Source organism: Hydrogenophilus islandicus, assembly GCF_054657095.1.
In genome coordinates this window covers 108,186-134,144 of sequence record NZ_BAAHXE010000002.1, presented here as the reverse complement: position 1 = coordinate 134,144, position 25,959 = coordinate 108,186, and the positions used below count along the sequence as shown (strand labels likewise).

Sequence of the window (25,959 nt, the reverse complement as noted above, 5' to 3'; positions counted from 1 at the left end):
ACTACAGCGACGCGATCATCGCGTAGGCGGCAAGGGACATCAACCCTTGAGGCAAGAGCCCAAAAAGGGCAAGCGCAAGGGCGTTGCCCGAGAGGAGCACCCGGGTTTCGCTCGACGCGATGAGCGGTTGCCGGTCAAGCGGTTCATCGAAGTAGGCCAATTTCACCACCCGAAGATAGTAGAAAGCGCCAATCAGCGACATCACCACCGCCGCGACGGCAACCCAAAGGTAGCCCGCAGCAACCACCGCTTGCAGCACCGCGAGTTTGGCAAAGAAGCCGACAAAAAACGGGACACCCGCAAGCGAGAACATCGTGATCAGCAACATCGCGGCAAACCAGGGACTTTTTTGATTGAGTCCCTTCACGTCGTCGAGCCACTCCGCCTCAAAGCCGCTTCGAGCCATGAGGAGAATCAGCCCAAAGCTCGCCAGGCTCGTCAGCGCATAGACGATCGCGTAGAAGAGCGTCGCGCTGTAAGCGTTGAGCGCGAGCTGCTGATCCCCCTCAACGACCCCTACCGCAAACCCCAGCAGGATAAAGCCGACATGGGAAATTCCCGAATAGGCAAGCATCCGCTTCAAATTCTTCTGCACGATCGCCGCGAGGTTGCCGAGCACGATCGACGCGAGCGCCACGATCAGCAGCATCGGTTGCCAGTAGTGGGCGTACTCGAAGAAACCGAAGACAAGGAGCCGAAACGCGAGCGCAAACGCCGCAAGCTTCGGAGCGGAAGAGAGGAGCAACGTCACCGGCGTCGGTGCCCCATGATAGACGTCGGCGACCCACATGTGGAAAGGCACCGCTCCGAATTTAAAGGCGATCCCGGCAACCAGAAACGCAAGACCAAAGCCAAAGATCCGCTCCTCCCCGGGGCGGATTGAGGCCACGGACGCCACCTCAGGCAGCGACAAGGTGCCCGTCGCACCATAGATCAGCGACATCCCGTAGAGCAGGAGGCCCGAAGCCAAGGCACCAAGGACAAAATATTTCATCCCCGCCTCGGCGCGCAGGTCATTGTTGCGGTCGAACGCGACCAACCCGTAGAGGGCGAGCGACATCAACTCCAACCCGAGGTAGAAGAGGAGCAGATGGTTCGCGACGGTGAGGATCTGCATGCCCAAGAGGCAAAGGAGCACCAACGCGTAGTACTCTGCCCGCTCGAGCCCCCGTTCGATCAGATAGAACCGGCCGTAGATCAAAGCGGCGAAGACCGAGAGGTAGATAAAGAGCTGGACCACCAAGCTGATCCAGTCGACAAGCACCAACCCTCCGAAGGTGGTCTGCACCCGGGGGTCACCGGCTGAAAAAACGGTGAGGAGTGTTGCAACGATCACCGCGAGTTGCGCGACCACATAGTTCCACTGCCGCCACTGCTCACGCGCGAAAGCCCCTGCGGTCATGAGCGTCATCGCGGCAATCGCCACCACCAGTTGCGGCGCAAGCAGCGCCCAATTGGGAAGTTCCACAGCCATCGTCCTATACCTCTCTTAGAGTTTTCCAGCGGCGACATGCGCAAGCAGCGCCTCGACTGACGCATGCATCTTCGCCAAAAGGGGTTGCGGCCAAATCCCTAGGAGGAGCACAAAAAAGGCCATCGCCGCCAAAATCAGGAACTCCCGCCGGTTGATGTCGGAGAGCGCTGCGACGTGGGCGTTGGCCACCGCACCAAAAACCACTCGTTTGTACATCCAGAGTGAGTAGGCGGCACCCAAAATCAAGGTGGTCGCGGCAGCAGCGGCGATCCAGAAATTGACCTTGACCGCGGCAAGGGTCACCATGAATTCACCAACGAAGCCGCTCGTTGCCGGCAAGCCTGAATTGGCCATGGCAAAGAGCATGAAGAGCGCGGCAAATTTCGGCATGGTGTTGACCACCCCGCCATAATCGGCAATTCGCCGGGTATGCATCCGGTCATAGAGGACACCGATGCAGAGGAACATCGCCCCCGAGACAAAGCCGTGCGACACCATTTGCACGATCGCCCCTTCCACCCCAAGGGCGTTGAAGAGGAAGAACCCGAGAGTAACAAAACCCATGTGCGCCACAGAAGAGTAGGCGACCAGTTTCTTCATGTCCTCTTGGACGAGCGCCACGAGCCCGATATAGACCACCGCGATGAGCGAGAGCGCAATCATCAGCCCCTGAAAACCTTGCGCTGCGTCTGGGGCGATCGGCAACGAAAAGCGGAGAAAACCGTAAGCGCCGAGCTTGAGCGCAATCGCTGCAAGCACCACCGAACCGCCAGTAGGCGCCTCGACGTGGGCGTCGGGCAACCAGGTATGGACTGGCCACATCGGGACCTTCACGGCAAACGCGAGCAAAAACGCCAAGAAGAGCCACTTCTGCTCGGTAAGGGTCAGTGGGAGGCGGTGCCACTCGAGAAGGTCGAAGCTACCCCCGGACGCCGCAAAGAGATAGAGGATCGCGACCAGCATCAGGAGCGAACCGACCAGCGTATAGAGAAAGAATTTGATCGCCGCATAGACCCGGTTCGGCCCACCCCAGATGCCGATGATGAGGTAGAGCGGGATCAACGAGGACTCGAAGAAGACATAGAAAAGGACCGCGTCGAGCGCCGAAAAGACCCCGTTGATGATCCCCGACATGATGAGGAACGCCGCAAGGTACTGCGCGACCTGCTTTTGGATCACCTCCCACGCCGCGATCACGACGATCAGAGTGATGAAGCTGTTCAGCACGACAAACGGCATCGAAATGCCATCGACGCCCAAGTAGTAGCGGATGTTGTAGCGCGGAATCCAGTCACGCAGTTCGACAAACTGCATCGCCGAGGTGGCCGGATCGAACTGAAACCAGAGGGGCAGCGTCACCGCAAAGCCCACCGCGGCGGCAAAGAGGCTGATCAATCGCGCCTCGTAAGCACGCCGGTCACTCCCCGCTGCAGCCAGAACCAACACGCCGCCGATGATGGGGATCCAGATTGCGAGACTCAGTAAGGGCATTCCCGACATAACGGCCATCCACGAATTAGACAAGCGAGAGGAAAAGAAGGAGGAGCGCAATCCCGAGGATCATCGAAAAGGCGTAATGGTAGAGGCGGCCACTTTGCAACGCGGCCCCTTGGGCAGCCACCTCAGCGACGATCTGGGCGGAACCGTTCACCATTGCGCCGTCGATCACGGTCCGATCACCGATCTGCCACAGCCAGCGGCCGATCCGGCGTGCGCCACCGGCAAAGACGATCTCGTTGAACCGATCAAAGTAGTAGTTATTCAACAAAATGGTATAGAGCCAACGGAGACGCTGCGCGATCCAATCGGGAAGATCGGGGCGAACCAGGTAGAAGAACCAGGCAAGCACGACACCCGCAAGCGCGAGGTAAAAGGGAAGCGAGACCAAACCGTGGAGACCCATCGCGACTGCCCCATGAAACTCCTCGGCAAGCGCCGCCATGGCCCCGTGACGCGCGGCGTCGACGAAGATGACGTTTGCAAACCAGCCGCCAAAGAGCATCGCGTCGATCGTCAAACCCCCGACGATGAGCGACGGAATCGCGAGGAGGATCAGCGGCACCGTCACGACCCACGGCGACTCCTTCGGTTTTTCCCCGGGGGGAAGCCCGTGGTGATGGTCGCCCGCATGATCGGCGTCATGGTCGTGACCGGTGTCATGATGCGCATGGGCATGGCCGAACCGCTCCTTGCCGTGGAAGACGAGAAAGACCATGCGGAAGGTATAGAAGGCAGTGACAAAAACGCCAGCCATCACGCAGAAATAGGCGTACGAGGCCCCTGGAATCGACGCATGGGCAACGGCCAAGAGAATGGAATCCTTGGAATAGAAGCCCGAGGTGAAGGGGGTACCGATCAACGCAAGCGCCCCGATCAACGCCGTGAGCCAGGTGATCGGGAGGTATTTCCACAGCCCCCCCATGTTGCGCATGTCCTGATCATGGTGCATCGCGATGATCACCGATCCGGCGGAGAGGAAAAGGAGCGCCTTGAAAAAGGCGTGGGTCATGAGGTGAAAAATCGCTACCGAATAGGCCGATGCACCGAGCGCCACCGTCATGTACCCGAGTTGCGACAGCGTCGAATAGGCAACGACGCGCTTGATGTCACTCTGAACGATCCCGAGGAGCCCCATGAAGAAGGCCGTGGTGGCGCCGATCACCAGGACAAAGGAGAGCGCCGTTTCCGAGAGTTCAAAGAGGGGCGACATCCGCGCGACCATGAAGATTCCGGCCGTCACCATCGTCGCGGCGTGAATCAGTGCCGAGATCGGCGTCGGGCCTTCCATCGAATCAGGAAGCCAGACGTGGAGCGGAACCTGGGCCGACTTACCCATCGCGCCGATGAAGAGTGCGATGCAGATCGCCGTGATGAGCGGCCAGCCGGTAGCAGATTCGGTCAAGTTTGCGAGTTGTTTCGCCTGCGCGAAGGTCTCAGCATAGTCCAGCGTCCCGGCGTAGGCGGCAATGAGGCCAATACCCAGGAGAAACCCGAAATCGCCGACGCGGTTCACCAGAAAAGCCTTGAGGTTCGCGTAGATCGCCGTCGGACGCGTATACCAGAAGCCGATGAGGAGGTACGACACGAGCCCTACCGCTTCCCAGCCAAAGAAGAGCTGAAGAAAGTTGTTGCTCATCACGAGCATCAACATCGCGAAGGTAAAGAGCGAGATGTAGCTGAAGAAGCGGCAGTAGCCAGGGTCATCGGCCATGTAGCCGATCGTATAGATATGGACCATCAACGAGACGAAGGTGACGACAAGCATCATCGTCACCGTGAGGGAATCGATCAGAAAGCCGACCTCAAAGCGCAACCCGTCGCTGATTCCCCAGGTATAGAGAGAACCGTTGAAGGTGTTTCCCGCCTGAACGTCGAAGAAAATCGCCACCGACGCGAGGAACGAGAGGAGAACACCGAGAATCGTCACCGTGTGGGTCGCCGCGCGCCCGATGCGGTTGCCGAAGAGCCCGGCGACGATCGCACCGGCAAGCGGCGCAAAGGGAACAACGGTATAGAGCATCTTCATTTTTCTCTCACCCCTGGAGTCTGCTCAGATCATCGACATGGATCGATTGCCGATGACGGAAAAGGACCACCAGAATCGCCAATCCGATTCCCGCCTCTGCTGCTGCCACGGTCAAGATGAAGAAGACGAAGACCTGACCGTGGATATTGCCTAAAAAGTGGGAGAAGGCGATGAAATTGGTATTGACCGCCAGGAGCATCAGCTCAATGCACATCAAGAGAACAATCAAGTTCTTCCGATTGAGAAAGATGCCGACGACACTCACGACAAAGAGCGCGCCAGCGAGCAACAGATAGTGGGTCAAAGACATCAGCGCGCTCCTTTCACTCTTTTTCTGCCGGCATCGTCAGGACCTTCAAGCGGTCAGAGGCTTTTACCGCAATCTGCTCTTCGGGTTTGACCACTCGGACGTCGGTGCGCTTGCGATGGGTGAGCGTCACAGCCGCAATCATCGCAACGACGAGAATCATCGCCGCAATCTCAAAGGGGTAGGCGTAGACCGTATAGAGGACCTGGCCAATCGCCTTGGTGTTGCTCCCTTCGACCAGCGGCGCAGAGGTCCGGGCAAACGCCGGGTTGGTGAGCATCAGATAGAGCTCCACCGCAAGCGCCCCGCCGACCAGCAACGCGAGCGGTGCATTTTGCCAGAACCCCTCGCGCAGGCGGGCGAGATTGAGTTCGAGCATCATCACGACGAAGAGGAAGAGGACCATCACCGCGCCGACATAGACGAGCACCAGCGTCAAGGCAAGAAACTCAGCGTGCAGCTGGAGCCAAATCCCCCCCGCCGAGAAGAAGGCGAGCACCAGCCACATCGCCGCCGCGACGGGATTGCGGCTGAATACGGTCCCCACCGCCCCCAACAGAAGGAAGGCGGCAAAGAGTGTAAAGACGAACGAAACCCCATCCATAAATTGATCCTCAGCGGTACTTAATGTCTTTTGCGCGGTCGGCAGCGATTTGCGCCTCGTAGCGGTCACCGACGGCAAGGAGCATCTCTTTGGTCATATAGAGATCACCCCGCTTCTCGCCGTGATATTCAAAGATCCGGGTCTCGACGATCGCGTCGACCGGGCACGCCTCCTCACAAAAACCGCAAAAGATGCATTTCGTAAGATCGATGTCGTAGCGCGTGGTGCGACGGGAGCCATCCGCGCGCGGTTCGGCTTCGATGGTAATCGCCATCGCCGGACAGATCGCCTCGCAGAGCTTACAGGCGATACAGCGCTCCTCGCCGTTTGGGTAGCGACGTAGCGCGTGCAGCCCCCGGAAGCGCGGACTGAGGGGCGTCTTCTCTTCAGGATACTGCACCGTAATCTTCGGTTTGAAGAGGTGGCGCCACGTGACGGCCATCCCCTGCCGCAGTTCGGTCAGAAAGAGACTCTTCAAAAAGTTCAGCGCGCTCATCGCATCACACTCCCGTTAGCGCCAAATCGACAGCGGCGTCAGCATCCAGACGGCTACGACGAGTAGCCAAACGATCGTAATCGGCACGAAGACCTTCCATCCCAACCGCATCACGTGGTCATAGCGGAACCGCGGGAAGGTTGCACGGATCCACAGATAGAGGAAGAGGAAGACGCTCGCCTTGATCAACAACCAGTGCAAGCCATCGGGGAGAAACGCCACCGGGCTCAACCACCCACCGAAGAAGAGGATCGAGGTAAGGAACGAGACCAGAATCATGTTCGCATACTCAGCGAGGAAGAAGAGCGCGAACGTCATCCCTGAATATTCGATCATGTGGCCGGCGACGATCTCCGATTCCCCTTCGGGGAGGTCAAAGGGGGCACGGTTGGTCTCGGCAACACCAGAAATGAAATAGACCACCGCAATCGGAAGAAGCGGCAACCAGTTCCACGAGAGAAACCCTAGGCCGTGGTCGGCAAACCACCCTTTCGCCTGCTGATGGACGATTTCGGTGAAATTGAGCGTGCCGGAGACGAGGAGCACACAGATCAGACCGAACCCCATCGCCACCTCGTACGAGATCATCTGGGCGGACGCGCGCATCGCGCCAAGGAAAGCGTACTTGGAGTTCGACGCCCAACCGGCGATGATCACCCCATAGACCTCCAGAGAGATCACGGCCAAGACAAAAAGGAGTCCCGCGTCGAGGTCGGCGATCACCCACCCTTCATTGACCGGCACGGCCGCCCAGACAAGGAGCGACGGGGCGAGCGCCATCGCCGGGCCGACGAAGTAAAGAACCTTATTCGCTTGGCTTGGGACAATCACCTCTTTAAAGAGGAGCTTCAACGCGTCGGCGATCGGCTGCAGCCACCCCTTCGGCCCCACGCGGTTGGGTCCGATCCGTACCTGCATGTAGCCGATGATCTTCCGTTCCGCGTAGGTGAGGTAGGCGACGGCAAGAAGGAGCGGAACAATCAGCACGACGATCTTGACCAGGTTCCACACCACCGGCCAGAAGGGACCAAACCAGGTCTCAGCAGTTGCAAGCCATTCGTTCATGCCACAGCCTCCTCATGGCGCGCGGGTGCCCCCTGCTCGGCTCGCCCGTCCTCGCTCTGTTGCAGGGGTTGGGAGCGGCGGATGATCATATCCCCCTGGTAGAGGGTGACGCGATCGAACGGCGGAACCTCTTCGACCGCGATGGCCGGAAGATCGATGGTCCCCTGAACGCCGCTTGCGGCGAGTTGGACGCGCCACCCTTCTGGGAGCGCCGCGCCGCGCACCGCGTCACTCGACGAGAAGGGGAGCGCCTCTTGACCCAAAAGTGCGTGGAGCGCCGCGATCACCTTCCAACCCGGCCGCGCCATCTCCCGCGGCCGCACCACCGCAGTAAACGACTGCGGACGCCCCTCGATATTGACGAAGGTCCCGGAGGTTTCGGTAAAAGGGGTAATCGGCAGCAACACGTCGGCGACGCGCCGCAGCGTTGGGCCAGCGAAGGGGGTCAGCGCGACGACGGTGCGCGCACGCTCCAACGACGCTTCGACCGCACTGGGAGCGAGAAAATCTTCCGGCTCGAGATGGAGAAGCAGGTAACCCGCCTGGGGTTGGGTCGCCAACTGATGCGCCGTACGTGTGCCTTGCGCCCCGACAACCGCAGCTCCTACGGCGTTTGCCCCATCGACAAGCCAACCCAACCGGGCGCCGAGCGCTTGAGCGATCGCCTCGATAAGCCACTCGAAATGGGCGGCGTTGGGGTGGGCATTGAGCGCTCGCCCCAGCCAAATGCGTCGCTCAGAGCCGGCGCGAAACGCTGCTACCAGCGCGTCGACCTCACCTTCCCCAACGGGCGATGGCGCACGGGCCAGGGGTTCTGCCCACTGCGGCAATGCCACACCGAGCCGTTTGGCGAGCTGCGCGAGCGCCACCAGGAGCTCACCCGCCGAGAGGCGCTGCGCGACGATCCCCGGCACGCGCCAGTCGTCTTGCCCCTCATCCCACCGGAAGAGCCGGGCGCCCGCCTTCGCGGCAGCGCGGACCCGGACCGCCATCAGCGGGAACTCGCGACGCAGATCGGCGCCAATGAACCACTGCACGTCGCTCTGCGGAATCTCTGCGATCGCCCCGTTTAACCACGCTGCTTTCGCCCGCAACGCGTCGGCGCTTCCCTCCCGCTGCCGGATTCGGGTGTCGATCGAAGCGCCGAAAGCGTCGGCAAGGCGCTTCAGCAGGTAGAGCTCCTCAATGGTACTCATCGGGTGGGCGAGAAGGGCAACCCGTTCTGCCCCCTCCTCCTCTGCAACGCTCGCGAGCCGATTCGCGGCTACCTCGAGTGCCGTCTGCCAATCGACCTCGACCCATTGACCGTCGCGCTTGACCATCGGTCGGGTAAGGCGGTCTGCGGCGTTGAGTCCTTCGTAGCCGAAGCGGTCGCGGTCCGACAACCAACACTCGTTGATGCCGTCGTGCTCGAGCGGCAAGACGCGTTTGACGGTATCGTGCTTGCTTTGAACGATGAGGTTCGACCCCCAGGCGTCGTGGGGGCTCACCGAACGCCGGCGGGTCAACTCCCAGGAGCGGGCGCGGTAGAGAAACGGCTTCGAGGTAAGCGCCCCGACCGGGCAGAGGTCGATGATGTTGCCAGAGATCTCGGAGTGGACCGTTTCGCCCAAGAACGGCATGATCTCGGCGTGTTCGCCGCGAAATGCCTGACCGAGCTCTTGAAAGCCACCGATCTCGGCCAAGAAGCGGACACAGCGGGTGCAGTTGATACACCGCGTCATGAAGGTCTCGATGAGCGGCCCCAGCTCTTTATCGGGAACGACCCGTTTGGCTTCGGCAAAGCGGTGCGCACTCTGACCGTAGCCGACCGCAAGATCCTGGAGCTGACATTCGCCCCCTTGATCGCAAATGGGGCAATCGAGGGGGTGGTTGATGAGGAGAAACTCCATCACCCCCTTCTGGGCGGTGATCGCCTTCTTCGAGTGGGTCCACACCTTCATCCCGTTCGTGGCGGGGGTTGCACAAGCCGGCAGGGGTTTGGGTGCCCGTTCGACGTCGACCAGACACATCCGGCAGTTCGCGGCGATCGAGAGTTTCTTGTGGTAGCAGAAGTGGGGGATGTAGATCCCGAGCTTGTGGGCGGCGTCCATTACCGTGGCGCCGTCTTCAACCTCGACCGGTTTGCCATCAATTTCGAGCGTGAGCATCAGGCCTCCACGTAGATGTCGCTACCGGCCCATTGCACCTCGGGTGGCACCAGGCAGCGTTTGTGTTCAATATGGTAGAGAAACTCGTCGCGGAAGTGTTTGATAAAGCTCTGAACTGGCATCGACGCAGCATCGCCGAGCGCACAGATCGTTCGACCCAGAATATTGCCTGTCGCCGACTCCAAGAGATCGAGATCTTCGATTCGTCCCTGCCCGTGCTCGATGCGGTGAATGATGCGGTAGAGCCAGCCCGTCCCTTCGCGACAGGGGGTACATTGGCCGCACGATTCTTCGAAATAGAAATAGGAGAGACGCTCAAGCGCTTTGACCATGCAGGTGGTCTCGTCCATCACGATCACCGCGCCGGAACCCAACATCGAGCCCGCTTTAGCAATCGAGTCATAATCCATCGTGCACTGCATCATCACGTCGCCGGGCAGAACCGGCGCGGAGGAACCACCGGGGATCACCGCTTTCAATTTGCGCCCCCCACGAACGCCACCGGCCATTTCGAGCAGTTCGGCAAAGGGGGTCCCGAGGGGAATTTCGTAATTGCCCGGGCGGTTGACGTGCCCTGAGATCGAGAAGATCTTCATCCCGCCGTTATTGGGCTTACCCAGGTGGAGAAACTGTTCCCCTCCCATCGCGAGGAGAAACGGCACCGACGCGAAGGTCTCGGTGTTGTTGATCGTCGTCGGCTTGCCGTAGAGACCGTAACTCGCTGGGAATGGCGGTTTGAAGCGCGGCTGCCCCTTTTTCCCCTCGATCGACTCGAGAAGCGCCGTCTCCTCACCGCAGATGTAGGCCCCGTAGCCGTGGTGGGCATAGAGCTGGAACGAAAAGCCACTACCGAGGATGTTCTCGCCCAGGTAACCTGCGCGGCGTGCCTCATCGAGCGCCTCTTCGAAGCGTTCATAGACCTCGAAGATCTCACCGTGGATGTAGTTGTAACCCCGGCTCGCCCCCATCGCGTATCCGGCGATGATCATCCCTTCGATGACGCTGTGGGGGTTGTAGCGCAGAATATCGCGATCCTTGAAGGTGCCCGGCTCCCCTTCGTCGGAGTTGCAGACGACATATTTCTCACCGGGGAACTGCCGCGGCATAAAGCTCCACTTGAGTCCGGTGGGGAAACCGGCCCCGCCACGCCCCCTCAGTGCCGAGGTTTTCACCTCTTCGATCACCTTCTCCTGCGGCCACTTCTCAGTGAGAATCCGCCGCAAGACCTGATACCCGCCACGCGCCTCGTAATCGGCGAGTCGCCAGTGTGACTCGTCACAATCCTTGAGGATCATCTGTCCCAACTTGAGCGTGGTCATGGGCGATTCTCCGTGGCTTGGCGCTTGAGTTCGTCGATGAGGGCGTCGAGCCGTTCGCGGGTCATCCGGCAACACATCCGGTGGTTATTGACGAGCACCACCGGTGCGTCGCCACACGCCCCCATGCACTCCCCCTCCTTGAGGGTGAAGAGCCCGTCGGGGGTCGTTTCGTTGAAGCCGATCCCAAGCCGCTCTTTGAGGTGCTCCGCAGCATGGTTCCCGCCTGAGAGCGCACAAGGGAGATTGGTGCAGACGGTGAGTTTATACCGGCCGACCGGTTCGAGGTCGTACATGTTGTAAAAGGTGGCGACCTCATAGACGGCAACGGGGGGCATCTCGAGGTAGTCAGCGACAAAAGCGATCGTCTCTTGCGACAACCACCCCTTCTCTTCCTGCGCGATCCGCAGCGCCGCCATCACCGCCGACTGTTTTTGTCCAGCGGGATATTTGGCAATTTCGCGGTCGATGCGGGCCAACGCCTCCTGTGAGAGCATGGAAAACTCCTTTAGCGATCGATTTCGCCGAAGACAATGTCCATGGTTCCGATGATCGCAACGACGTCGGCAATGAGGTGGCCGCGCGCCATCTTGTCCATCGCGGAAAGGTGGGCAAACCCCGGCGCGCGCAGCTTCACCCGGTAGGGCTTGTTCGCCCCATCGGAGATCGCGTAGACGCCAAACTCTCCTTTGGGGTGCTCGACTGCCGCATAGACCTCACCGGGCGGAACATGGATCCCCTCGGTCATCAATTTGAAGTGGTGGATCAGCTCCTCCATCCCCGTCTTCATCTTCTCCCGCGGCGGTGGCGCGACCTTATAGTTGTCGGTAATCACCGGACCAGGGTTTTTCCGCAGCCAGTCGATACACTGCTTGATGATGCGGTTCGATTGCCGCATCTCCTCCATCCGGACGAGGTAGCGGTCGTAACAGTCGCCGTTGGTGCCGACAGGGACGTCGAATTCGACGCGATCATAAACTTCGTACGGCTGCTTCTTGCGCAGATCCCACGCAACACCCGAACCGCGCAGCATCGGCCCGGTAAATCCCCACGCCAGCGCCTCTTCTGGCGAGACGACGCCAATCCCCACCGTGCGCTGCTTCCAGATGCGGTTGTCGGTCAGCAGCGTGTGGTAGTCGTCCAGGTACCCGTCAAACCGCTCGCAGAAGTCCTCGAGAAAGTCGAGGAGCGACCCTTCCCGTGCCCGGTTGAGCTCTTTGACCCGCTTTTCGTCTTTATACTTGCTGACAGTGTATTTGGGCATTTCGTCGGGGAGGTCGCGATAGACCCCTCCCGGACGATAGTACGCGGCGTGCATCCGCGCGCCGGAGACCGCCTCGTAGGCGTCCATCAGATCTTCGCGCTCGCGGAAGGTGTAAAGAACCATCGTCATCGCGCCGATATCGAGCGCGTGTGTCCCGATGTTGAGCAGGTGGTTGAGGATCCGTGTGATTTCGTCGAACATCACCCGGATATACTGGGCACGAAGCGGCACTTCGATCCCAAGAAGCCGTTCGATCGCCATGCAGTAGGCGTGCTCATTGCACATCATCGAGACGTAGTCGAGGCGGTCCATATAGGGGACCGATTGGACCCACGTCCTCGTCTCGGCGAGCTTTTCGGTGCCACGATGCAGAAGCCCAATATGGGGGTCGGCCCGCACCACCACCTCGCCGTCGAGTTCGAGAATGAGGCGCAACACGCCGTGCGCTGCTGGGTGTTGCGGCCCGAAGTTGATCGTGAAATTCTTGATTTCGGCCATCGTCACACGTCCCCGTAGTTGGCTTCTCGGACGATTCGCGGCGTGTTCTCGCGCGGTTCAATCGTTACCGGCTGGTAAACCACCCGTCCCTTCTCAGGATCGTAGCGCATTTCGACGTGGCCACTCACGGGGAAATCTTTGCGCAACGGGTGGCCGACAAAACCGTAGTCGGTCAAAATCCGCCTGAGATCGGGGTGCCCTTCAAAAAGAATACCGAAAAGGTCGAACGCCTCGCGCTCATACCAGTCGACGCTCGGCCAGATGTCGATCAGCGACGGGATCGTCGGCCAGTCGTCATTGAGCGCAAAAGTCTTCAACCGCAGGCGAACGTTGTGGGTGAGCGAAAGAAGATGCGCAGCGACGGCAAAGCGCGGACCCTCCCACGGCCGGTTGGCATAAGTGGCGTAGTCGATACCCGAGAGATCAATGAGCTGCGCAAAAGCAAATTCGGGGTCATCGCGCAGAGTTTGGGCAACTGCGAGGTAACGATCGACATCGACGGTCATCGTCACCTCCCCGTGGTGCTCCACGATTGCTGCACAATCGCTAAAGCGATTCCTCAGTCGTTCGGCCAAAGCTTCGGTTCGCTTCATCACCGCTCCCACTTACGTCCGCGCGATTGTCGACGTGCGCTTGATCTTGTTTTGGAGTTGAATAATGCCGTAAAGAAGCGCCTCAGCCGTTGGCGGACATCCCGGCACATAGACATCGACTGGAACGATGCGGTCACAACCCCGAACCACCGAGTAGGAGTAATGATAGTAGCCCCCACCATTTGCGCAGGAGCCCATCGAGATCACCCACCTCGGTTCCGGCATCTGATCATAGACCTTGCGCAACGCTGGCGCCATTTTGTTGCACAGCGTCCCCGCGACGATCATCAGATCAGATTGTCTGGGACTGGGGCGAAAAACAACGCCAAAGCGGTCGAGATCATAGCGCGAACAGCCGGCATGAATCATTTCGACGGCACAACAGGCCAACCCAAAGGTCATCGGCCACAACGAACCGGTTCGGGTCCAGTTGATGACAGTGTCGAGCGACGTCGTCAAAAAACCTTCCCGCATTACCCCTTCAATACCCATCGCTTACTCCCAATCGAGCGCGCCGTTTTTCCACTCTACTGCATAGCCCAAAACGAGCACCGCAAGGAAAATGAGCACCGCAGTAAAGGTATAGCCCGCATTCGCTCCTGCCGCGATCATCTCATTGAAGGTTACCCCCCAAGGGAAAAGCAGCGCAATTTCCAAGTCGAAGAGGATGAAGAGGATCGCAATGAGGTAGTAGCGGACGTCAAATTTGATGCGCGCGTCTTCGAAAGGCTCAAAGCCGCACTCATAGGGGGAATACTTCTCAGGATCGGGACGGCGTGGCCCCAACACCCAACCGATCGCCATCGGCAAAACACCGATCGCAAGCGCTACAACCAGAAAAACCAGAACCGGAAAGTAGCTTTCCACAATGGCCGCTCCTCATCTTCGGGCGACCGATAGGATACACCTTTTCGGCTACAAACGTACCCGCTTCGGGTAACAAAAAGGAATAAAAAAAACTTTGTTGGCGATGATTTTTTTATAAACCAGAAGAAAAGACAAACAAAAAAAGCCGCTAAAAGCGGCTTTTTTTGTTTGGTGCCGACGGTGAGACTCGAACTCACACGGCTTTCGCCACCACCCCCTCAAGATGGCGTGTCTACCAATTCCACCACGTCGGCAGCAACAGGGCGAATTATACCGGAAATGAAATGCAATGCAAGAGGGGGAGCGCTCAATCAGGAACCTTCGGTTGCGCTGGCGCCGAATCGGCACCCTTCTCGGCTGGCGTCGGGGACTCCGCACCCTGCATCACGCTTGCGGGCGCAGCGAGATGGGCTTTGCTCGCCAGATAGGTCATCGAGAGACTGGTGAGAAAAAAGAGCGCGGCCAAAATCGCCGTCGTCCGACTGAGGAAGGTTGCGCCGCCGGAAGCACCGAAAAGCGAAGCGGAACTCCCCCCGCCAAACGCGGCGCCTGCGTCGGCTCCCTTCCCGTGCTGCAACAAAACGAGCACGATCAACGCCACAGCAACCACAAGATGAACGGTCAAAACGATCGAAAAAGCAAGACTACTCATCATCACTCCTTGTTTGCCGCAGCGACGATCGCCGCGAACTCTGCTGCCACCAACGAAGCACCACCAATCAAACCGCCATCGCAACCCTCAACAGCAAAGAGCTCGGCGGCATTACTCCCTTTCACACTCCCGCCGTAGAGGATCGGCACGTCGGAGGGGGCATTGAGACTTGCCAAGACTTCACGCACCCACGCGTGGGCCGCCGCGACATCTGTTGCCGTCGCGTTGCGGCCCGTGCCGATCGCCCAAACGGGTTCGTAGGCGATCAAGAGCTCCGAGACTACCGGGGCTCCGATTCGATCGACCACCTCGACGATCTGTTGCCGCAATACCGCTTGCCACTCACCGCGTTCTCGCTCTGCAAGGGTTTCGCCGATACACCAGATCGGGGTAATGCCCGCAGCGTTGAGACGCGCGATCTTGTCGGCAATCATCGCATTGGTTTCGCCGAAGTATTGCCGCCGTTCCGAGTGGCCGACGATCGCGAGGCGGCAGCCAAACTCTTTGAGCATCTCGGCGTGCACCTCCCCCGTATAAGCACCGGCAGCAAAGGGGCTCACGTTCTGTGCGCCCCAAAGGACTTGACTTCCTTGCAGCTGCGCCTGGGCTTGCGCCAGGTAGGGAAACGGCACGCAGACGCCAACCCGCACTTTTTCTTGCGGGAGCTTCAGGAGCGACTGCAACAGGGCGTCATTCTGAGCCAACGCCCCATTCGACTTCCAGTTCCCGACCACCCATTTCATCTCTTCTCTCCTTTTCCGAAGCAAAATTCAACCGCTGAGGCGTTCACGTGCACGTTGAGCCACCTCGACCAGCCGATCGACGAGCAATGTGACGAGCTGGTGGTTCTCACCCTCGACCATGATCCGGAGTAACGGCTCGGTCCCCGACGGGCGGATCAAGATGCGCCCTTTTCCTGCGAGCGCCTTCTCTGCCTCAGCCATAGCATTTTGCATTTCAGCAGATGCCGCCCAGTCCACCCCTCTCGGCCAGGAGACGTTGCAGAGCTTCTGTGGGTAGAAGGTGAGGTCAGCCGTCCACTCGGCAAGGCTCTTGCCGTGGCGCACGAGCGCGGCAAGAACCTGCAGCGCGCTGATGATCCCATCCCCCGTGGTGTGCTTATCGAGACAGAGGAGATGCCCCGAGTTCTCCCCGCCGTAACACCAGCCCAATTCGCGCAACCGCTCGGCGACAAAGCGGTCACCCACCGGCGCACGGACAAAGGCAACCCCGAGACGCTGCAGCGCGTGCTCCAGGCCCAGGTTACTCATCACCGTCCCCACCACACCGGGTACCGCGATGCCTGAAGCGAGCCGGTCGCGGACGATCGCGTAGAGGAGCGCGTCGCCGTCGTAGAGACGACCCGTCGCGTCGACGATCACCACGCGGTCGCCGTCGCCGTCGAAAGCGATCCCAAGATCTGCGCCCGCTTGGCGTACGGCCTGCTGCACAGTCGCAGGATAAGTGGCACCGACCTCTCGGTTGATGTTGAAGCCATCCGGTTCAGCGCCGATCACGGTCACCTTCGCCCCCAGCTCGTGGAACACTTGCGGGGCGACGTGATAGGTGGCACCATGGGCGCAGTCGACGACGAGGTGCCAACCGTCGAGCGAAAGCTCTGCCGGAAAGGTGTTTTTGCAAAATTCGATATAGCGCCCGGAGGCGTCGTCGATCCGTTTCGCTTTCCCAAGGCTGTCGGCCGAGACCGACTCGATGGGCTTCTCGAGGACCGCTTCGATCTCCGCCTCGAGCGCGTCGTCGAGCTTGATTCCTTGCGCCGAGAAAAATTTAATGCCGTTGTCGTCGTAGGGGTTATGGGAGGCACTCACGACGATCCCGGCATCGAGCCGCATCGTCCGGGTCAAATAGGCAATACCAGGGGTCGGCAGCGGGCCTGTGAGCAGCACATCGACGCCGCTACTCGCCAGCCCAGCCTCCAGCGCAGCTTCAAGAAGGTAACCCGAGACACGGGTATCTTTGCCGATCACCACCGTAGGGCGACGGGACCCCGCGTGACCTCGCGCCAGGACCCTACCTGCCGCGAAGCCTAACCGAACAACGAAATCGGGGGCAAGATGGGGTTCTCCGATCCGCCCGCGGATGCCATCGGTGCCAAACCAACGCGCCATGGATCACTCTTGACTGAAAAATTCTTATTGTACCAGCAGGTGGCACGGCAAACGAAGGGAGAACGCCTCACCCCAGCGGTCCCCTACCCCTAAGAAGATGAGAGGGCAAGCCACACCCGAAGCGCGTCGACGGTAGCGACGACGTCATGAACACGGACAACTGAAGCGCCGAGGGCGACTGCCTTGAGCGCCGCAGCAAGACTGCCAAAAACGCTCGCTTGAGGATCCTCCTGACCGGTGAGCGCCTGGATCATCCGTTTGCGGGATACGCCCACCAACACCGGCTGTTCCGCGACAAAGAGGGGAAGCGCACGAAAGAGGGCGAGGTTGTGGTCGAGTGTTTTCCCAAAGCCGAAACCGGGATCCCAGACGATCCGCTCGCGAGCGACCCCCTTTTGGATCAGCGCCTCGGTCTGGGTGCGCAAAAAGGTGCGAACCTCGGCCACCACATCGTCGTAATGGGGGTCGAGCTGCATCGTCTGCGGTTCGCCCTGCATATGCATCACGCAGAGACCACACAGGGAGCGGGCCGCGACGGCAATCGCCTCAGGGGAGCGAAAACCCGAGACATCGTTGAGGATATCGACACCGATGTCGACGGCGCGGGCCATCACCTCCGGCTTTCGGGTGTCGACCGAAATCGCAACCGGCCAGTCGTGCACCTTGCGCAACACCGGTTGGAGCCGATCCCATTCGACATCGGCGGGGACTGGAGGCGCTCCGGGGCGGGTCGATTCGGCACCGAAGTCGAGAATCGCGGCACCCGCTTCGATTGCCGCTTCGGCTTTGGCCAGTGCTTGGCGTACGTCGCCCCCCACCCCATCTCCAGAGAAGGAGTCGGGGGTGAGGTTGATGATCGCCATCACCTTCGGGGTGGTGAGGTCCAAGGTAAAACGACCAGCGCGCCAGAGGCGCGCGGGTATTGGAGTGGGATCCTGATGGGTCATTGCCAAGCGGGGAGCACTTTCAACCGGCAGGCTCAGCCTCAGGCGGCCGGCCAGGTTTCGATTCCGCGCGGGAGACGTCACCCTCCGCGACCGCGCCATCGGCAGCCACCGCCTCGCTGCTACTCGGGGGGGTGCTCTTTTTCGAGTCGGCGCCCGGCTTTTTCGGTGGGCGCGGCGGTTTTCCGGCGATGATGTCGTCGATCTGGTCGGCGTCGAGCGTCTCAAACTCAAGGAGCGCCTCCGCAAGCGCAATCACTTTATCGCGGTTCTCTTCGATCAGCCGGCGTGCGAGTGCGTACTGTTCGTCGATAATCCGCCGCACCTCGGCGTCGACCTTCTGCATCGTCGCTTCCGAGATGTTGCGGTGGGTCGTCACCATGCGCCCGAGGAAAATCTCTCCCTCCTCTTCCCCATAGACCATCGGGCCAAGCAGGTCAGACATTCCCCACTGAGTGACCATCTTGCGCGCAATCTCAGTCGCCCGCTGGAAATCGTTCGATGCACCCGTGGTCATCTGGTTCATGAAGATCTCTTCACAGATCCGCCCACCGAAAAGGACGGCGATCATATTGAGGAGCCGCTCTTTGTCTTGGCTGTAGCGGTCCCCTTCGGGCAACTGCATCGTCACCCCAAGCGCCCGACCACGGGGAATGATTGTCACTTTATGGACAGGGTCGGTCTTCGGGAGCAGTTTCGCGACGATCACGTGGCCCGCCTCATGGTAGGCGGTGTTGCGTCGTTCCTCTTCGCTCATCACCATCGAGCGGCGCTCCGGACCCATCAAGATCTTGTCCTTCGCGCGCTCAAAGTCCTCCATATCGACGTGGCGCTTGTTGGCCCGTGCAGCAAAAAGCGCCGCCTCATTCACGAGGTTTGCGAGATCTGCCCCGGAAAAGCCCGGAGTCCCGCGCGCGATGATTGCCGGGTCGACGTCTGGGCCCAATGCCACTTTCCGCATATGGACTTTGAGAATCTGCTCACGACCCCGCACGTCTGGGAGAGAGACCACCACCTGACGGTCGAATCGCCCGGGACGGAGGAGCGCGGGGTCGAGCACGTCGGGGCGGTTGGTGGCAGCAATCACGATAATGCCGGTTGCCCCTTCAAACCCGTCCATCTCAACGAGAAGCTGGTTGAGCGTCTGCTCCCGCTCATCATTCCCGCCGCCGAGTCCAGCTCCCCGCTGCCGCCCGACCGCGTCGATCTCGTCGATGAAGATAATGCAGGGGGCGTGCTTTTTCGCCTGTTCGAACATATCGCGGACACGCGCCGCCCCCACCCCAACGAACATCTCGACAAAGTCAGAGCCGGAGATGCTGAAAAAGGGGACTTTCGCTTCACCCGCAATCGCTTTGGCCAAGAGCGTCTTCCCGGTTCCCGGAGGACCGACCATCAGCACCCCTTTCGGGATCCGGCCCCCGAGCTTCTGAAACTTGCTGGGATCTTTGAGAAAATCGACGAGCTCCTGCACCTCCTCTTTCGCTTCGTCGCACCCCGCGACGTCGGCAAAGGTGACCGTGTTGTTCGATTCATCCAAGAGGCGCGCGCGCGATTTGCCAAAGGAGAAGGCCCCCCCTTTCCCGCCGCCGCTCATCTGACGCATGAAATAGACCCAGACAGCGATCAAGAGGAGCATCGGGAACCAGGAGACGAAGATGTTGGTGAGCAGCGACTGCCCCTCTTCCGGTTTCGTTGCCGCGATCGAAACGCCGTATTTCATCAGGTCAGAGACCATCCAGAGGTCCATCGGCGGGGCATAGACAGTCACCTGACGGCCATCGCTCATCAAAGCCCGGACCGTGCGGCCGTCGATGATCGCTTTCGTCACCTTGCCCTCTTTCGCTGCCTCCATGAACTGGGAGTACTCAAGGGTCGAAGTGGGTGCGGCCCGTTCGTTGAACTGGTTGAAGACCGTCATCAGCACCATGCCGATGACGAGCCAAATCGCAAGATTGCGAAAAAAACTACTGCCGTTCAAGGGGAAGGCTCCTTCGTTGCCATCATCAGTAATACCGCTTCGAGTCGATTCTAACCGCTCCGGTTCCGTGCGACAAGAGTAAGCAGAAGATCAACAGGAAGCGATCACCGTTTGGGACGTTTTGCCAAGTAGTAGAGTTCGCTACTCTCAGCACGGGAGGCTTTGGGTTTGCGGGGCAGCACCTGATGAAAGGCTGACTGCAGCTGCTGGCGGTAGTCGTCGATCCCTGGGCCCTGAAAGACTTTGACGAGAAAAGCACCGTCAGCGGTGAGGTGGGTTCGGGCAAAATCGAGCGCCAGTTCCGCGAGCGCGAAACTTTTTGCTGCATCGGTGATCGCGATGCCCGAAAGGTTGGGCGCCATATCGGAGAGAACGACGTTCACCGGTTCTCCCTGCAATGCCTCAAGGAGGAGCTCCAGAGTAGCCGCTTCGGTAAAGTCGCCGTGGATCACGGTTACACCGGGTAACGGTTTCATTGGGAGACAATCGAGGGCAAAGACCGAGCCGTTCGCCCCAACCTTGGCTGCAGCGACCTGTGACCAGGCGCCGGGCGCAGCACCCAAGTCGACCACCCGCATTCCCGGGCGAAAGAGGTGATCTTTTTCGTCGATCTCGAGCAATTTGTAGGCGGCACGCGAACGGTACCCTTCTTGGGTGGCCTGTTGCACATAGGGGTCATGGAGGTGGCGATCGATCCACGCCTTTTTGCTGCGATGTTTCTTCATGCTCTCCTCCATTTTCTGCGATAATCGCGCCAATTGGGCAAGATGGAACAGCTATGACAGCGCTCGTGATTGATTCGGCGCAGCGGCGGGCGCTGCGCGCACAAGCGCACCACCTGAAACCGGTGGTGATGATCGCCGCGAAAGGACTTACGCCGGCTGTCTTGGCGGAGATTGATCGCGCGCTCACGGCGCACGAACTGATCAAAATTCGGGTTGCTGGTGCCGAGCGGGAGGTGCGCGCCCGCTACCTCGAAGAGATCTGCGCGACGCTCGATTGCGCTCCAGTGCAGATGCTGGGCAATCTGTTGCTGGTTTGGCGTCCCAATCCCGAAAAGGAGGGGGCAGAGGGAAGAGCAGCCAGAAAAACCAAGGAGGCACCCTCTTCCTCCGCCACGCCCCCTTCGACAGCCGCCGCATTCATCCAGCGGGCGCGCCGCCATGCACTCAAAAAGGGTCACTCGTAGCGGACGTCTAGGATCTCGTACTCCCGGGCACCACCCGGTGCCTGGACAACGACGACGTCGCCGGCATATTTGCCGATGAGCGCCCGCGCAATCGGTGAGGTCACCGAAATCTTCCCTGCCCGCACGTCGGCCTCATCCTCCCCGACAATTTGATAGGTGACCTGCTCCCCGCTTTCGGTCGCCTCAAGATCGACGGTGGCGCCGAAAACCACCCGCCCATCGGCGTCAAGCGTTTTGGGGTCGATGATCTGGGCGTTCGCGAGCTTCCCTTCGAGCTCCATGATCCGCCCCTCGATGAACGCCTGCCGCTCGCGTGCGGCATCGTATTCGGCATTCTCCGACAGATCCCCGTGGCTTCTCGCCTCGGCAATCGCCGCGATGACTGCCGGCCGCTCGACACTCTTCAAGCGGTGGAGTTCTTCGCGTAACTTCTGCGCTCCTTGGACCGTCATCGGGAATTTCATGCCGTGCTCTCCCCTTCTGCCAACGCCTCGCAGTGGAGCTCCTGCAAGGAATAGACGTCGAAACGATCCGCCATCTCGATCCCCATCACCGCTGCTTCCGCCCCTTCGATCGTCGTGAAGATCGGGGCTTTCGCGGCAAGCGCGCTGATGCGAATCAAGCGCGAGTCGAGGATCGCTTGCCGCCGCTCTTCGACGGTGTTGATGACCAGGGCAATTTCACCATTTTTGATCATATCGACGATGTGCGGCCGCCCCTCGTTGACCTTGTTGACCACCTGAACGGGAATACCGGCAGCTTCCAGCGTGCGGGCGGTGCCGCGGGTGGCGACGATGGCAAACCCGAGATCATGCAATCGCCGCCCCACTTCAATTGCCGCGGGGCGGTCAGTCGGTTTGACGCTCAGGAACACTTTGCCGCTTCTGGGCAACACGACACCCGCGGCGAGTTGCGCCTTGTAGAAGGCTTCGGCAAAGGTGCGGCCAACCCCCATCACTTCACCCGTCGATTTCATCTCCGGTCCGAGAATCGGGTCGACGCCGGGGAACTTGTTGAAGGGGAAGACGACCTCCTTGACGGCGTAATAAGGCGGCACAATCTCGCGCTTGACTTCCTGCTCGGCGAGCGACCGTCCCACCATGCAGCGCGCCGCCACCTTGGCAAAGGGGATCCCGCACGCCTTCGAGACGAAGGGAACGGTACGCGACGCCCGCGGGTTCACTTCGAGGACGAAGACCTTGGCGTTGTCGCCACTGCCCTGAACGGCAAATTGGGCGTTCATGAGCCCAACGACGTTGAGTGCTTTCGCAAGGAGCACCGTCTGGCGGCGAATTTCGTCGCGGACAGCAGGAGACAAAGTGTAGGGAGGAAGCGAGCAGGCGGAGTCACCGGAATGGACACCAGCCATTTCGATGTGCTCCATGAGTCCCGCGATCACCACCTCTTGGCCGTCGCTTACCGCGTCGATATCGACCTCTGTTGCATCGTTGAGAAAGCGGTCCAACAACACCGGCGAATCGTTTGAGACTTTCACCGCTTCGCGCATGTACCGTTCGAGATCCTGGGGATCGTGCACGATCTCCATCGCGCGCCCGCCGAGCACATAACTGGGGCGAACCACGAGGGGGTAGCCGATCTCCGCGGCAAGCCGCATCGCCTCCTCTGGCGTGCGGGCGGTGCGGTTTTCCGGCTGCCGCAGCCCCAACTGCTGAAGGAGCTTTTGAAAACGCTCGCGATCCTCCGCGGCGTCGATCGCATCGGGGGTCGTGCCGATGATCGGGACCCCGTTCTCCTCGAGTGCTTTAGCCCTTTTGAGCGGTGTCTGACCGCCAAATTGGACGATCACCCCTTCGGGTTTCTCGACGTGGCAGATCTCGAGAATATCCTCGAGGGTGATTGGTTCGAAGTAGAGGCGATCAGAAGTGTCGTAGTCGGTCGAGACAGTCTCCGGGTTACAGTTCACCATGATCGTCTCGAAACCGTCCGCTCTGAGCGCCAACGCGGCGTGGACGCAGCAGTAGTCGAATTCGATCCCCTGGCCGATCCGGTTGGGACCACCGCCCAGAATCATGATCTTGCGCCGATCAGTCGGCTCGGCCTCGCAGTAAGGCTCGTAGGTCGAGTAGAGGTAGGCGGTGGGGGTAGCAAATTCGGCGGCGCAGGTGTCGACGCGCTTATAGACCGGCCGCACTCCGAGCGCGTGACGATGGAGCCGCACCGCCTCCTCAGAAGTGTTGAGGAGCTTCGCGAGCCGCCGGTCAGAAAAGCCCTTACGCTTCAACGCGCGCATCGCCTCGGCCTCGATCCCTTTCAGCGACCGCCCTTTGAGCTGTTGTTCGATCTGAACCAGCTCTTCGATCTGAACCAGGAACCAGGGGTCAATTTTGCTGAGTTGATGGACGCGTTCAACGCTCATCCCCTCACGAAACGCTTGAGCAAGATACCAGATCCGCTGCGGCCCCGGATTGGCGAGCTCATGTTCGAGCTCTTCGAGCGTACACTCCACCTCGTCAAAGCCGTAAGAGCTCACCTCGAGGCCGCGCAACGCCTTCTGGATCGACTCCTGGAAGGTGCGGCCGATCGCCATCACCTCGCCGACCGACTTCATCTGCGTCGTCAGTCGGTCATTCGCCTGCGGGAATTTCTCGAAAGCAAAGCGCGGCACCTTCGTCACCACATAGTCGATGGTGGGCTCGAACGACGCCGGGATCACGCCGCCCGTAATGTCGTTGCGCAGTTCATCGAGCGTGTAGCCCACCGCGAGTTTCGCGGCGATTTTCGCGATCGGAAAACCGGTCGCTTTCGAGGCAAGGGCTGAGGAGCGGGAGACGCGCGGATTCATCTCAATCACGATCATCCGCCCATCTTTCGGGTTGATCGCAAACTGGACGTTGGAGCCGCCCGTATCGACGCCGATTTCGCGCAAAACGGCAATCGACGCGTCGCGCATCCGCTGGTACTCTTTGTCGGTAAGCGTCTGCGCCGGGGCCACCGTGATCGAATCCCCGGTGTGCACCCCCATCGGGTCGAGGTTTTCGATCGAGCAGACGATGATGCAGTTGTCGTTGCGATCCCGCACCACCTCCATCTCGAACTCTTTCCAACCGATCAACGACTCTTCGATCAAAAGCTCATGGACCGGGCTCAAATCGAGCCCCCGCTTACAGATCTCGACAAACTCCTCCATGTTGTAGGCGATCCCCCCTCCCGTTCCGCCGAGGGTGAATGACGGGCGGATGATCACCGGAAAACCGATCTCGGCTTGGACGGCGAGCGCCTCTTCCATGCTGTGAGCGATGCCGGAGCGCGCCGACTCGAGGCCAATCCGGGTCATTGCCTCTTTGAAGAGCTGGCGATCTTCCGCTTTGGTGATCGCTGCCTCGTTTGCGCCAATGAGTTCGACCTGGTAGCGAGCGAGAACCCCTGCGCGTGCGAGCTCCAACGCCGTGTTGAGCGCGGTCTGCCCCCCCATCGTCGGCAGGAGCGCATCGGGCCGCTCTTTGGCGATGATCCGTTCGACGACCGCCGGTGTGATCGGCTCGATGTAGGTGACGTCGGCCATCTCGGGGTCAGTCATAATCGTCGCAGGGTTGGAGTTCACGAGAATGACGCGATACCCCTCCTCACGCAGCGCTTTACACGCTTGGGCACCGGAATAGTCGAACTCGCACGCCTGCCCGATGATGATGGGGCCTGCGCCAATGATCAGGATCGATTCGATGTCTGTGCGTTTCGGCATGAGCGGTTTTCCTTGGTAACGCTTGAAGTTACGCCGGACGATGCGCGTCGATCAGCGCAACGAAGCGGTCAAAGAGATCGGCGATATCGTGGGGGCCGGGGCTCGCCTCGGGGTGCCCCTGAAAGCCAAAAGCCGGCAGATCGGTCCGCTCGATTCCCTGGACGCTGCCGTCAAAGAGCGAAATGTGGGTGATACGGCAGTGACTGGGGAGCGAGTCGGCGTCGACGGCGAAACCGTGGTTTTGGCTGGTGATATAGACCCGCCCAGTCGTCAGCTCTTTGACCGGATGGTTCGCGCCGTGGTGACCAAACTTCATTTTGACGGTGCGCGCGCCCGAAGCAAGCCCGAGAATCTGGTGGCCAAGGCAGATGCCAAAAAGGGGAATCCGATGGGCCATCGCCTGTTGCGCCGCGGTGATTGCGTAGTGGCACGGTTCGGGGTCACCTGGGCCGTTGGAGAGGAGGATGCCGTCGGGCTGAAGCGCCTGGACCTCCGTGAAAGGAGTCTGGGCGGGAACGACGGTGACGCGGCAGCCGCGCGAAGCGAGGAGACGCAGGATGTTGCGCTTGACACCGAAGTCGTAGACGACGACGTGCCGGCGCGTCTCCGCGACTCGCGGGTAGCCCTTCCCCAGTTCCCACGCCCCTTCGTCCCAGACGGCAACCGATTGGCGGGTCACCGCTTGGGCAAGATCCATTCCGGCGAGCCCCGGAAACGAGCGCGCTGCAGCGAGCGCCGCGGCAACGTCGGGCTCTTGACCCGCCGGGGCAGCGAGAATCGCTCCGGCCTGTGCCCCTTGGTCACGCAAACGGCGGGTCAGTTCGCGCGTATCGATCTCGGCGATCGCCACCACGCCATGGCGCTTGAGGTATTCGGGGAGCGACTCGGTGGCGCGAAAGTTACTCACGGCACGGGAGAGATCGCGGATCACCAATCCGGCCGCATAGACGCGATCGCTCTCAAAATCTTCTGGGTTGGTTCCAACGTTACCGATATGGGGATAGGTGAGCGTCACGATCTGCCGGCAGTAACTCGGATCGGTGAGGATCTCCTGATAACCGGTGATCGAGGTGTTAAAGACCACTTCGCCTACAGTCAGTCCTTCGGCACCGATTCCGATACCGGAGAAGACCGTTCCGTCGGCAAGAGCCAAGACAGCTTGGGTATACACGATTGTTCCTCACGTAAAAAAACGGGAAGCGCA

The 25,959-nt window shown here is 60.2% G+C and carries 24 protein-coding genes and 1 tRNA gene; 1 reads left to right on the top strand and 24 read right to left on the bottom strand.

Annotated elements, in window-relative coordinates; translation table 11 throughout:
- Position 1: 1 nt before the first annotated feature.
- The 21 genes from nuoN to ACYQ6T_RS01485 all read right to left on the bottom strand — a co-directional run bounded on the left by nuoN (position 2) and on the right by ACYQ6T_RS01485 (position 20,591).
- Positions 2-1,474, bottom strand: coding sequence for an NADH-quinone oxidoreductase subunit NuoN (gene nuoN / locus ACYQ6T_RS01585; protein WP_459826777.1), 1,473 nt, complete (start codon positions 1,472-1,474; stop codon positions 2-4).
- 15 nt (positions 1,475-1,489) lie between these two features.
- Positions 1,490-2,974 carry an NADH-quinone oxidoreductase subunit M gene (locus tag ACYQ6T_RS01580; protein ID WP_459826775.1) on the bottom strand — a complete coding sequence of 495 codons (1,485 nt, stop codon included), beginning with the start codon at positions 2,972-2,974 and terminating at the stop codon, positions 1,490-1,492.
- 16 nt (positions 2,975-2,990) lie between these two features.
- The gene (gene nuoL, locus ACYQ6T_RS01575) at positions 2,991-5,000 is read right to left on the bottom strand and encodes an NADH-quinone oxidoreductase subunit L (RefSeq protein ID WP_459826773.1); all 2,010 of its coding nucleotides are present in this window, start codon (positions 4,998-5,000) and stop codon (positions 2,991-2,993) included.
- Between the two features lie 7 nt (positions 5,001-5,007).
- Entirely contained in the window at positions 5,008-5,313 is a 306-nt protein-coding gene (nuoK, locus tag ACYQ6T_RS01570) for an NADH-quinone oxidoreductase subunit NuoK (RefSeq protein WP_459826849.1), read from the bottom strand.
- 10 nt (positions 5,314-5,323) lie between these two features.
- Positions 5,324-5,911: an NADH-quinone oxidoreductase subunit J gene (locus ACYQ6T_RS01565; RefSeq protein ID WP_459826771.1), complete on the bottom strand. Its 588-nt coding sequence runs from the start codon at positions 5,909-5,911 to the stop codon at positions 5,324-5,326.
- 10 nt (positions 5,912-5,921) lie between these two features.
- Positions 5,922-6,407, bottom strand: coding sequence for an NADH-quinone oxidoreductase subunit NuoI (nuoI, locus tag ACYQ6T_RS01560; RefSeq protein ID WP_119335175.1), 486 nt, complete (start codon positions 6,405-6,407; stop codon positions 5,922-5,924).
- Positions 6,408-6,422: 15 nt separating this feature from the next.
- Positions 6,423-7,472: an NADH-quinone oxidoreductase subunit NuoH gene (gene nuoH, locus ACYQ6T_RS01555; protein ID WP_459826769.1), complete on the bottom strand. Its 1,050-nt coding sequence runs from the start codon at positions 7,470-7,472 to the stop codon at positions 6,423-6,425.
- A complete protein-coding gene (gene nuoG, locus ACYQ6T_RS01550; RefSeq protein WP_459826767.1) occupies positions 7,469-9,622 on the bottom strand; it encodes an NADH-quinone oxidoreductase subunit NuoG in 2,154 nt (717 codons plus the stop codon). The genes nuoH and nuoG overlap by 4 nt, the downstream gene beginning before the upstream one ends.
- On the bottom strand, positions 9,622-10,917 hold the full coding sequence (nuoF, locus tag ACYQ6T_RS01545) for an NADH-quinone oxidoreductase subunit NuoF (protein ID WP_459826847.1): 1,296 nt from the start codon (positions 10,915-10,917) through the stop codon (positions 9,622-9,624). Before nuoF ends, nuoG begins: the two co-directional genes overlap by 1 nt.
- A gap of 20 nt (positions 10,918-10,937) precedes the next feature.
- On the bottom strand, positions 10,938-11,435 hold the full coding sequence (nuoE, locus tag ACYQ6T_RS01540) for an NADH-quinone oxidoreductase subunit NuoE (protein ID WP_459826765.1): 498 nt from the start codon (positions 11,433-11,435) through the stop codon (positions 10,938-10,940).
- A gap of 11 nt (positions 11,436-11,446) precedes the next feature.
- On the bottom strand, positions 11,447-12,700 hold the full coding sequence (locus ACYQ6T_RS01535; protein ID WP_459826763.1) for an NADH-quinone oxidoreductase subunit D: 1,254 nt from the start codon (positions 12,698-12,700) through the stop codon (positions 11,447-11,449).
- A gap of 2 nt (positions 12,701-12,702) precedes the next feature.
- Complete coding sequence (locus ACYQ6T_RS01530) at positions 12,703-13,296, bottom strand: NADH-quinone oxidoreductase subunit C (RefSeq protein ID WP_459826761.1); 594 nt, start codon at positions 13,294-13,296, stop codon at positions 12,703-12,705.
- 9 nt (positions 13,297-13,305) lie between these two features.
- Positions 13,306-13,785: a NuoB/complex I 20 kDa subunit family protein gene (locus ACYQ6T_RS01525; RefSeq protein ID WP_459826759.1), complete on the bottom strand. Its 480-nt coding sequence runs from the start codon at positions 13,783-13,785 to the stop codon at positions 13,306-13,308.
- A 3-nt stretch (positions 13,786-13,788) separates the two neighbouring features.
- On the bottom strand, positions 13,789-14,163 hold the full coding sequence (gene ndhC, locus ACYQ6T_RS01520; RefSeq protein WP_459826845.1) for an NADH-quinone oxidoreductase subunit A: 375 nt from the start codon (positions 14,161-14,163) through the stop codon (positions 13,789-13,791).
- A 166-nt stretch (positions 14,164-14,329) separates the two neighbouring features.
- A tRNA-Leu gene (locus tag ACYQ6T_RS01515) sits at positions 14,330-14,414 on the bottom strand.
- A 53-nt stretch (positions 14,415-14,467) separates the two neighbouring features.
- Positions 14,468-14,812, bottom strand: a complete 345-nt coding sequence (gene secG / locus ACYQ6T_RS01510; protein WP_459826757.1) for a preprotein translocase subunit SecG — start codon at positions 14,810-14,812, stop codon at positions 14,468-14,470.
- Positions 14,813-14,814: 2 nt separating this feature from the next.
- On the bottom strand, positions 14,815-15,555 hold the full coding sequence (tpiA, locus tag ACYQ6T_RS01505) for a triose-phosphate isomerase (protein ID WP_459826755.1): 741 nt from the start codon (positions 15,553-15,555) through the stop codon (positions 14,815-14,817).
- Positions 15,556-15,582: 27 nt separating this feature from the next.
- Positions 15,583-16,941: a phosphoglucosamine mutase gene (gene glmM / locus ACYQ6T_RS01500; RefSeq protein ID WP_459826753.1), complete on the bottom strand. Its 1,359-nt coding sequence runs from the start codon at positions 16,939-16,941 to the stop codon at positions 15,583-15,585.
- 89 nt (positions 16,942-17,030) lie between these two features.
- Positions 17,031-17,888, bottom strand: a complete 858-nt coding sequence (gene folP, locus ACYQ6T_RS01495; protein WP_459826751.1) for a dihydropteroate synthase — start codon at positions 17,886-17,888, stop codon at positions 17,031-17,033.
- A 19-nt stretch (positions 17,889-17,907) separates the two neighbouring features.
- Positions 17,908-19,815, bottom strand: coding sequence for an ATP-dependent zinc metalloprotease FtsH (gene ftsH / locus ACYQ6T_RS01490; protein ID WP_459826843.1), 1,908 nt, complete (start codon positions 19,813-19,815; stop codon positions 17,908-17,910).
- Between the two features lie 155 nt (positions 19,816-19,970).
- Complete coding sequence (locus ACYQ6T_RS01485) at positions 19,971-20,591, bottom strand: RlmE family RNA methyltransferase (RefSeq protein WP_459826749.1); 621 nt, start codon at positions 20,589-20,591, stop codon at positions 19,971-19,973.
- Between the two features lie 53 nt (positions 20,592-20,644).
- Between ACYQ6T_RS01485 and ACYQ6T_RS01480 the strand changes: the two genes are divergently transcribed.
- Positions 20,645-21,055: a YhbY family RNA-binding protein gene (locus tag ACYQ6T_RS01480; RefSeq protein WP_459826747.1), complete on the top strand. Its 411-nt coding sequence runs from the start codon at positions 20,645-20,647 to the stop codon at positions 21,053-21,055.
- On the opposite strand, the gene greA is transcribed toward ACYQ6T_RS01480, so the two are convergent.
- Genes greA through carA form a run of 3 tightly spaced genes read right to left on the bottom strand, consistent with a single transcriptional unit; the run spans position 21,046 to position 25,926 of the window.
- Positions 21,046-21,519, bottom strand: a complete 474-nt coding sequence (greA, locus tag ACYQ6T_RS01475; protein ID WP_459826745.1) for a transcription elongation factor GreA — start codon at positions 21,517-21,519, stop codon at positions 21,046-21,048. The genes ACYQ6T_RS01480 and greA overlap by 10 nt on opposite strands.
- Positions 21,516-24,755 carry a carbamoyl-phosphate synthase large subunit gene (gene carB, locus ACYQ6T_RS01470; RefSeq protein ID WP_459826743.1) on the bottom strand — a complete coding sequence of 1,080 codons (3,240 nt, stop codon included), beginning with the start codon at positions 24,753-24,755 and terminating at the stop codon, positions 21,516-21,518. Before carB ends, greA begins: the two co-directional genes overlap by 4 nt.
- 28 nt (positions 24,756-24,783) lie before the next feature.
- Positions 24,784-25,926, bottom strand: a complete 1,143-nt coding sequence (gene carA / locus ACYQ6T_RS01465) for a glutamine-hydrolyzing carbamoyl-phosphate synthase small subunit (RefSeq protein WP_459826741.1) — start codon at positions 25,924-25,926, stop codon at positions 24,784-24,786.
- Between the last annotated feature and the right edge of the window lie 33 nt (positions 25,927-25,959).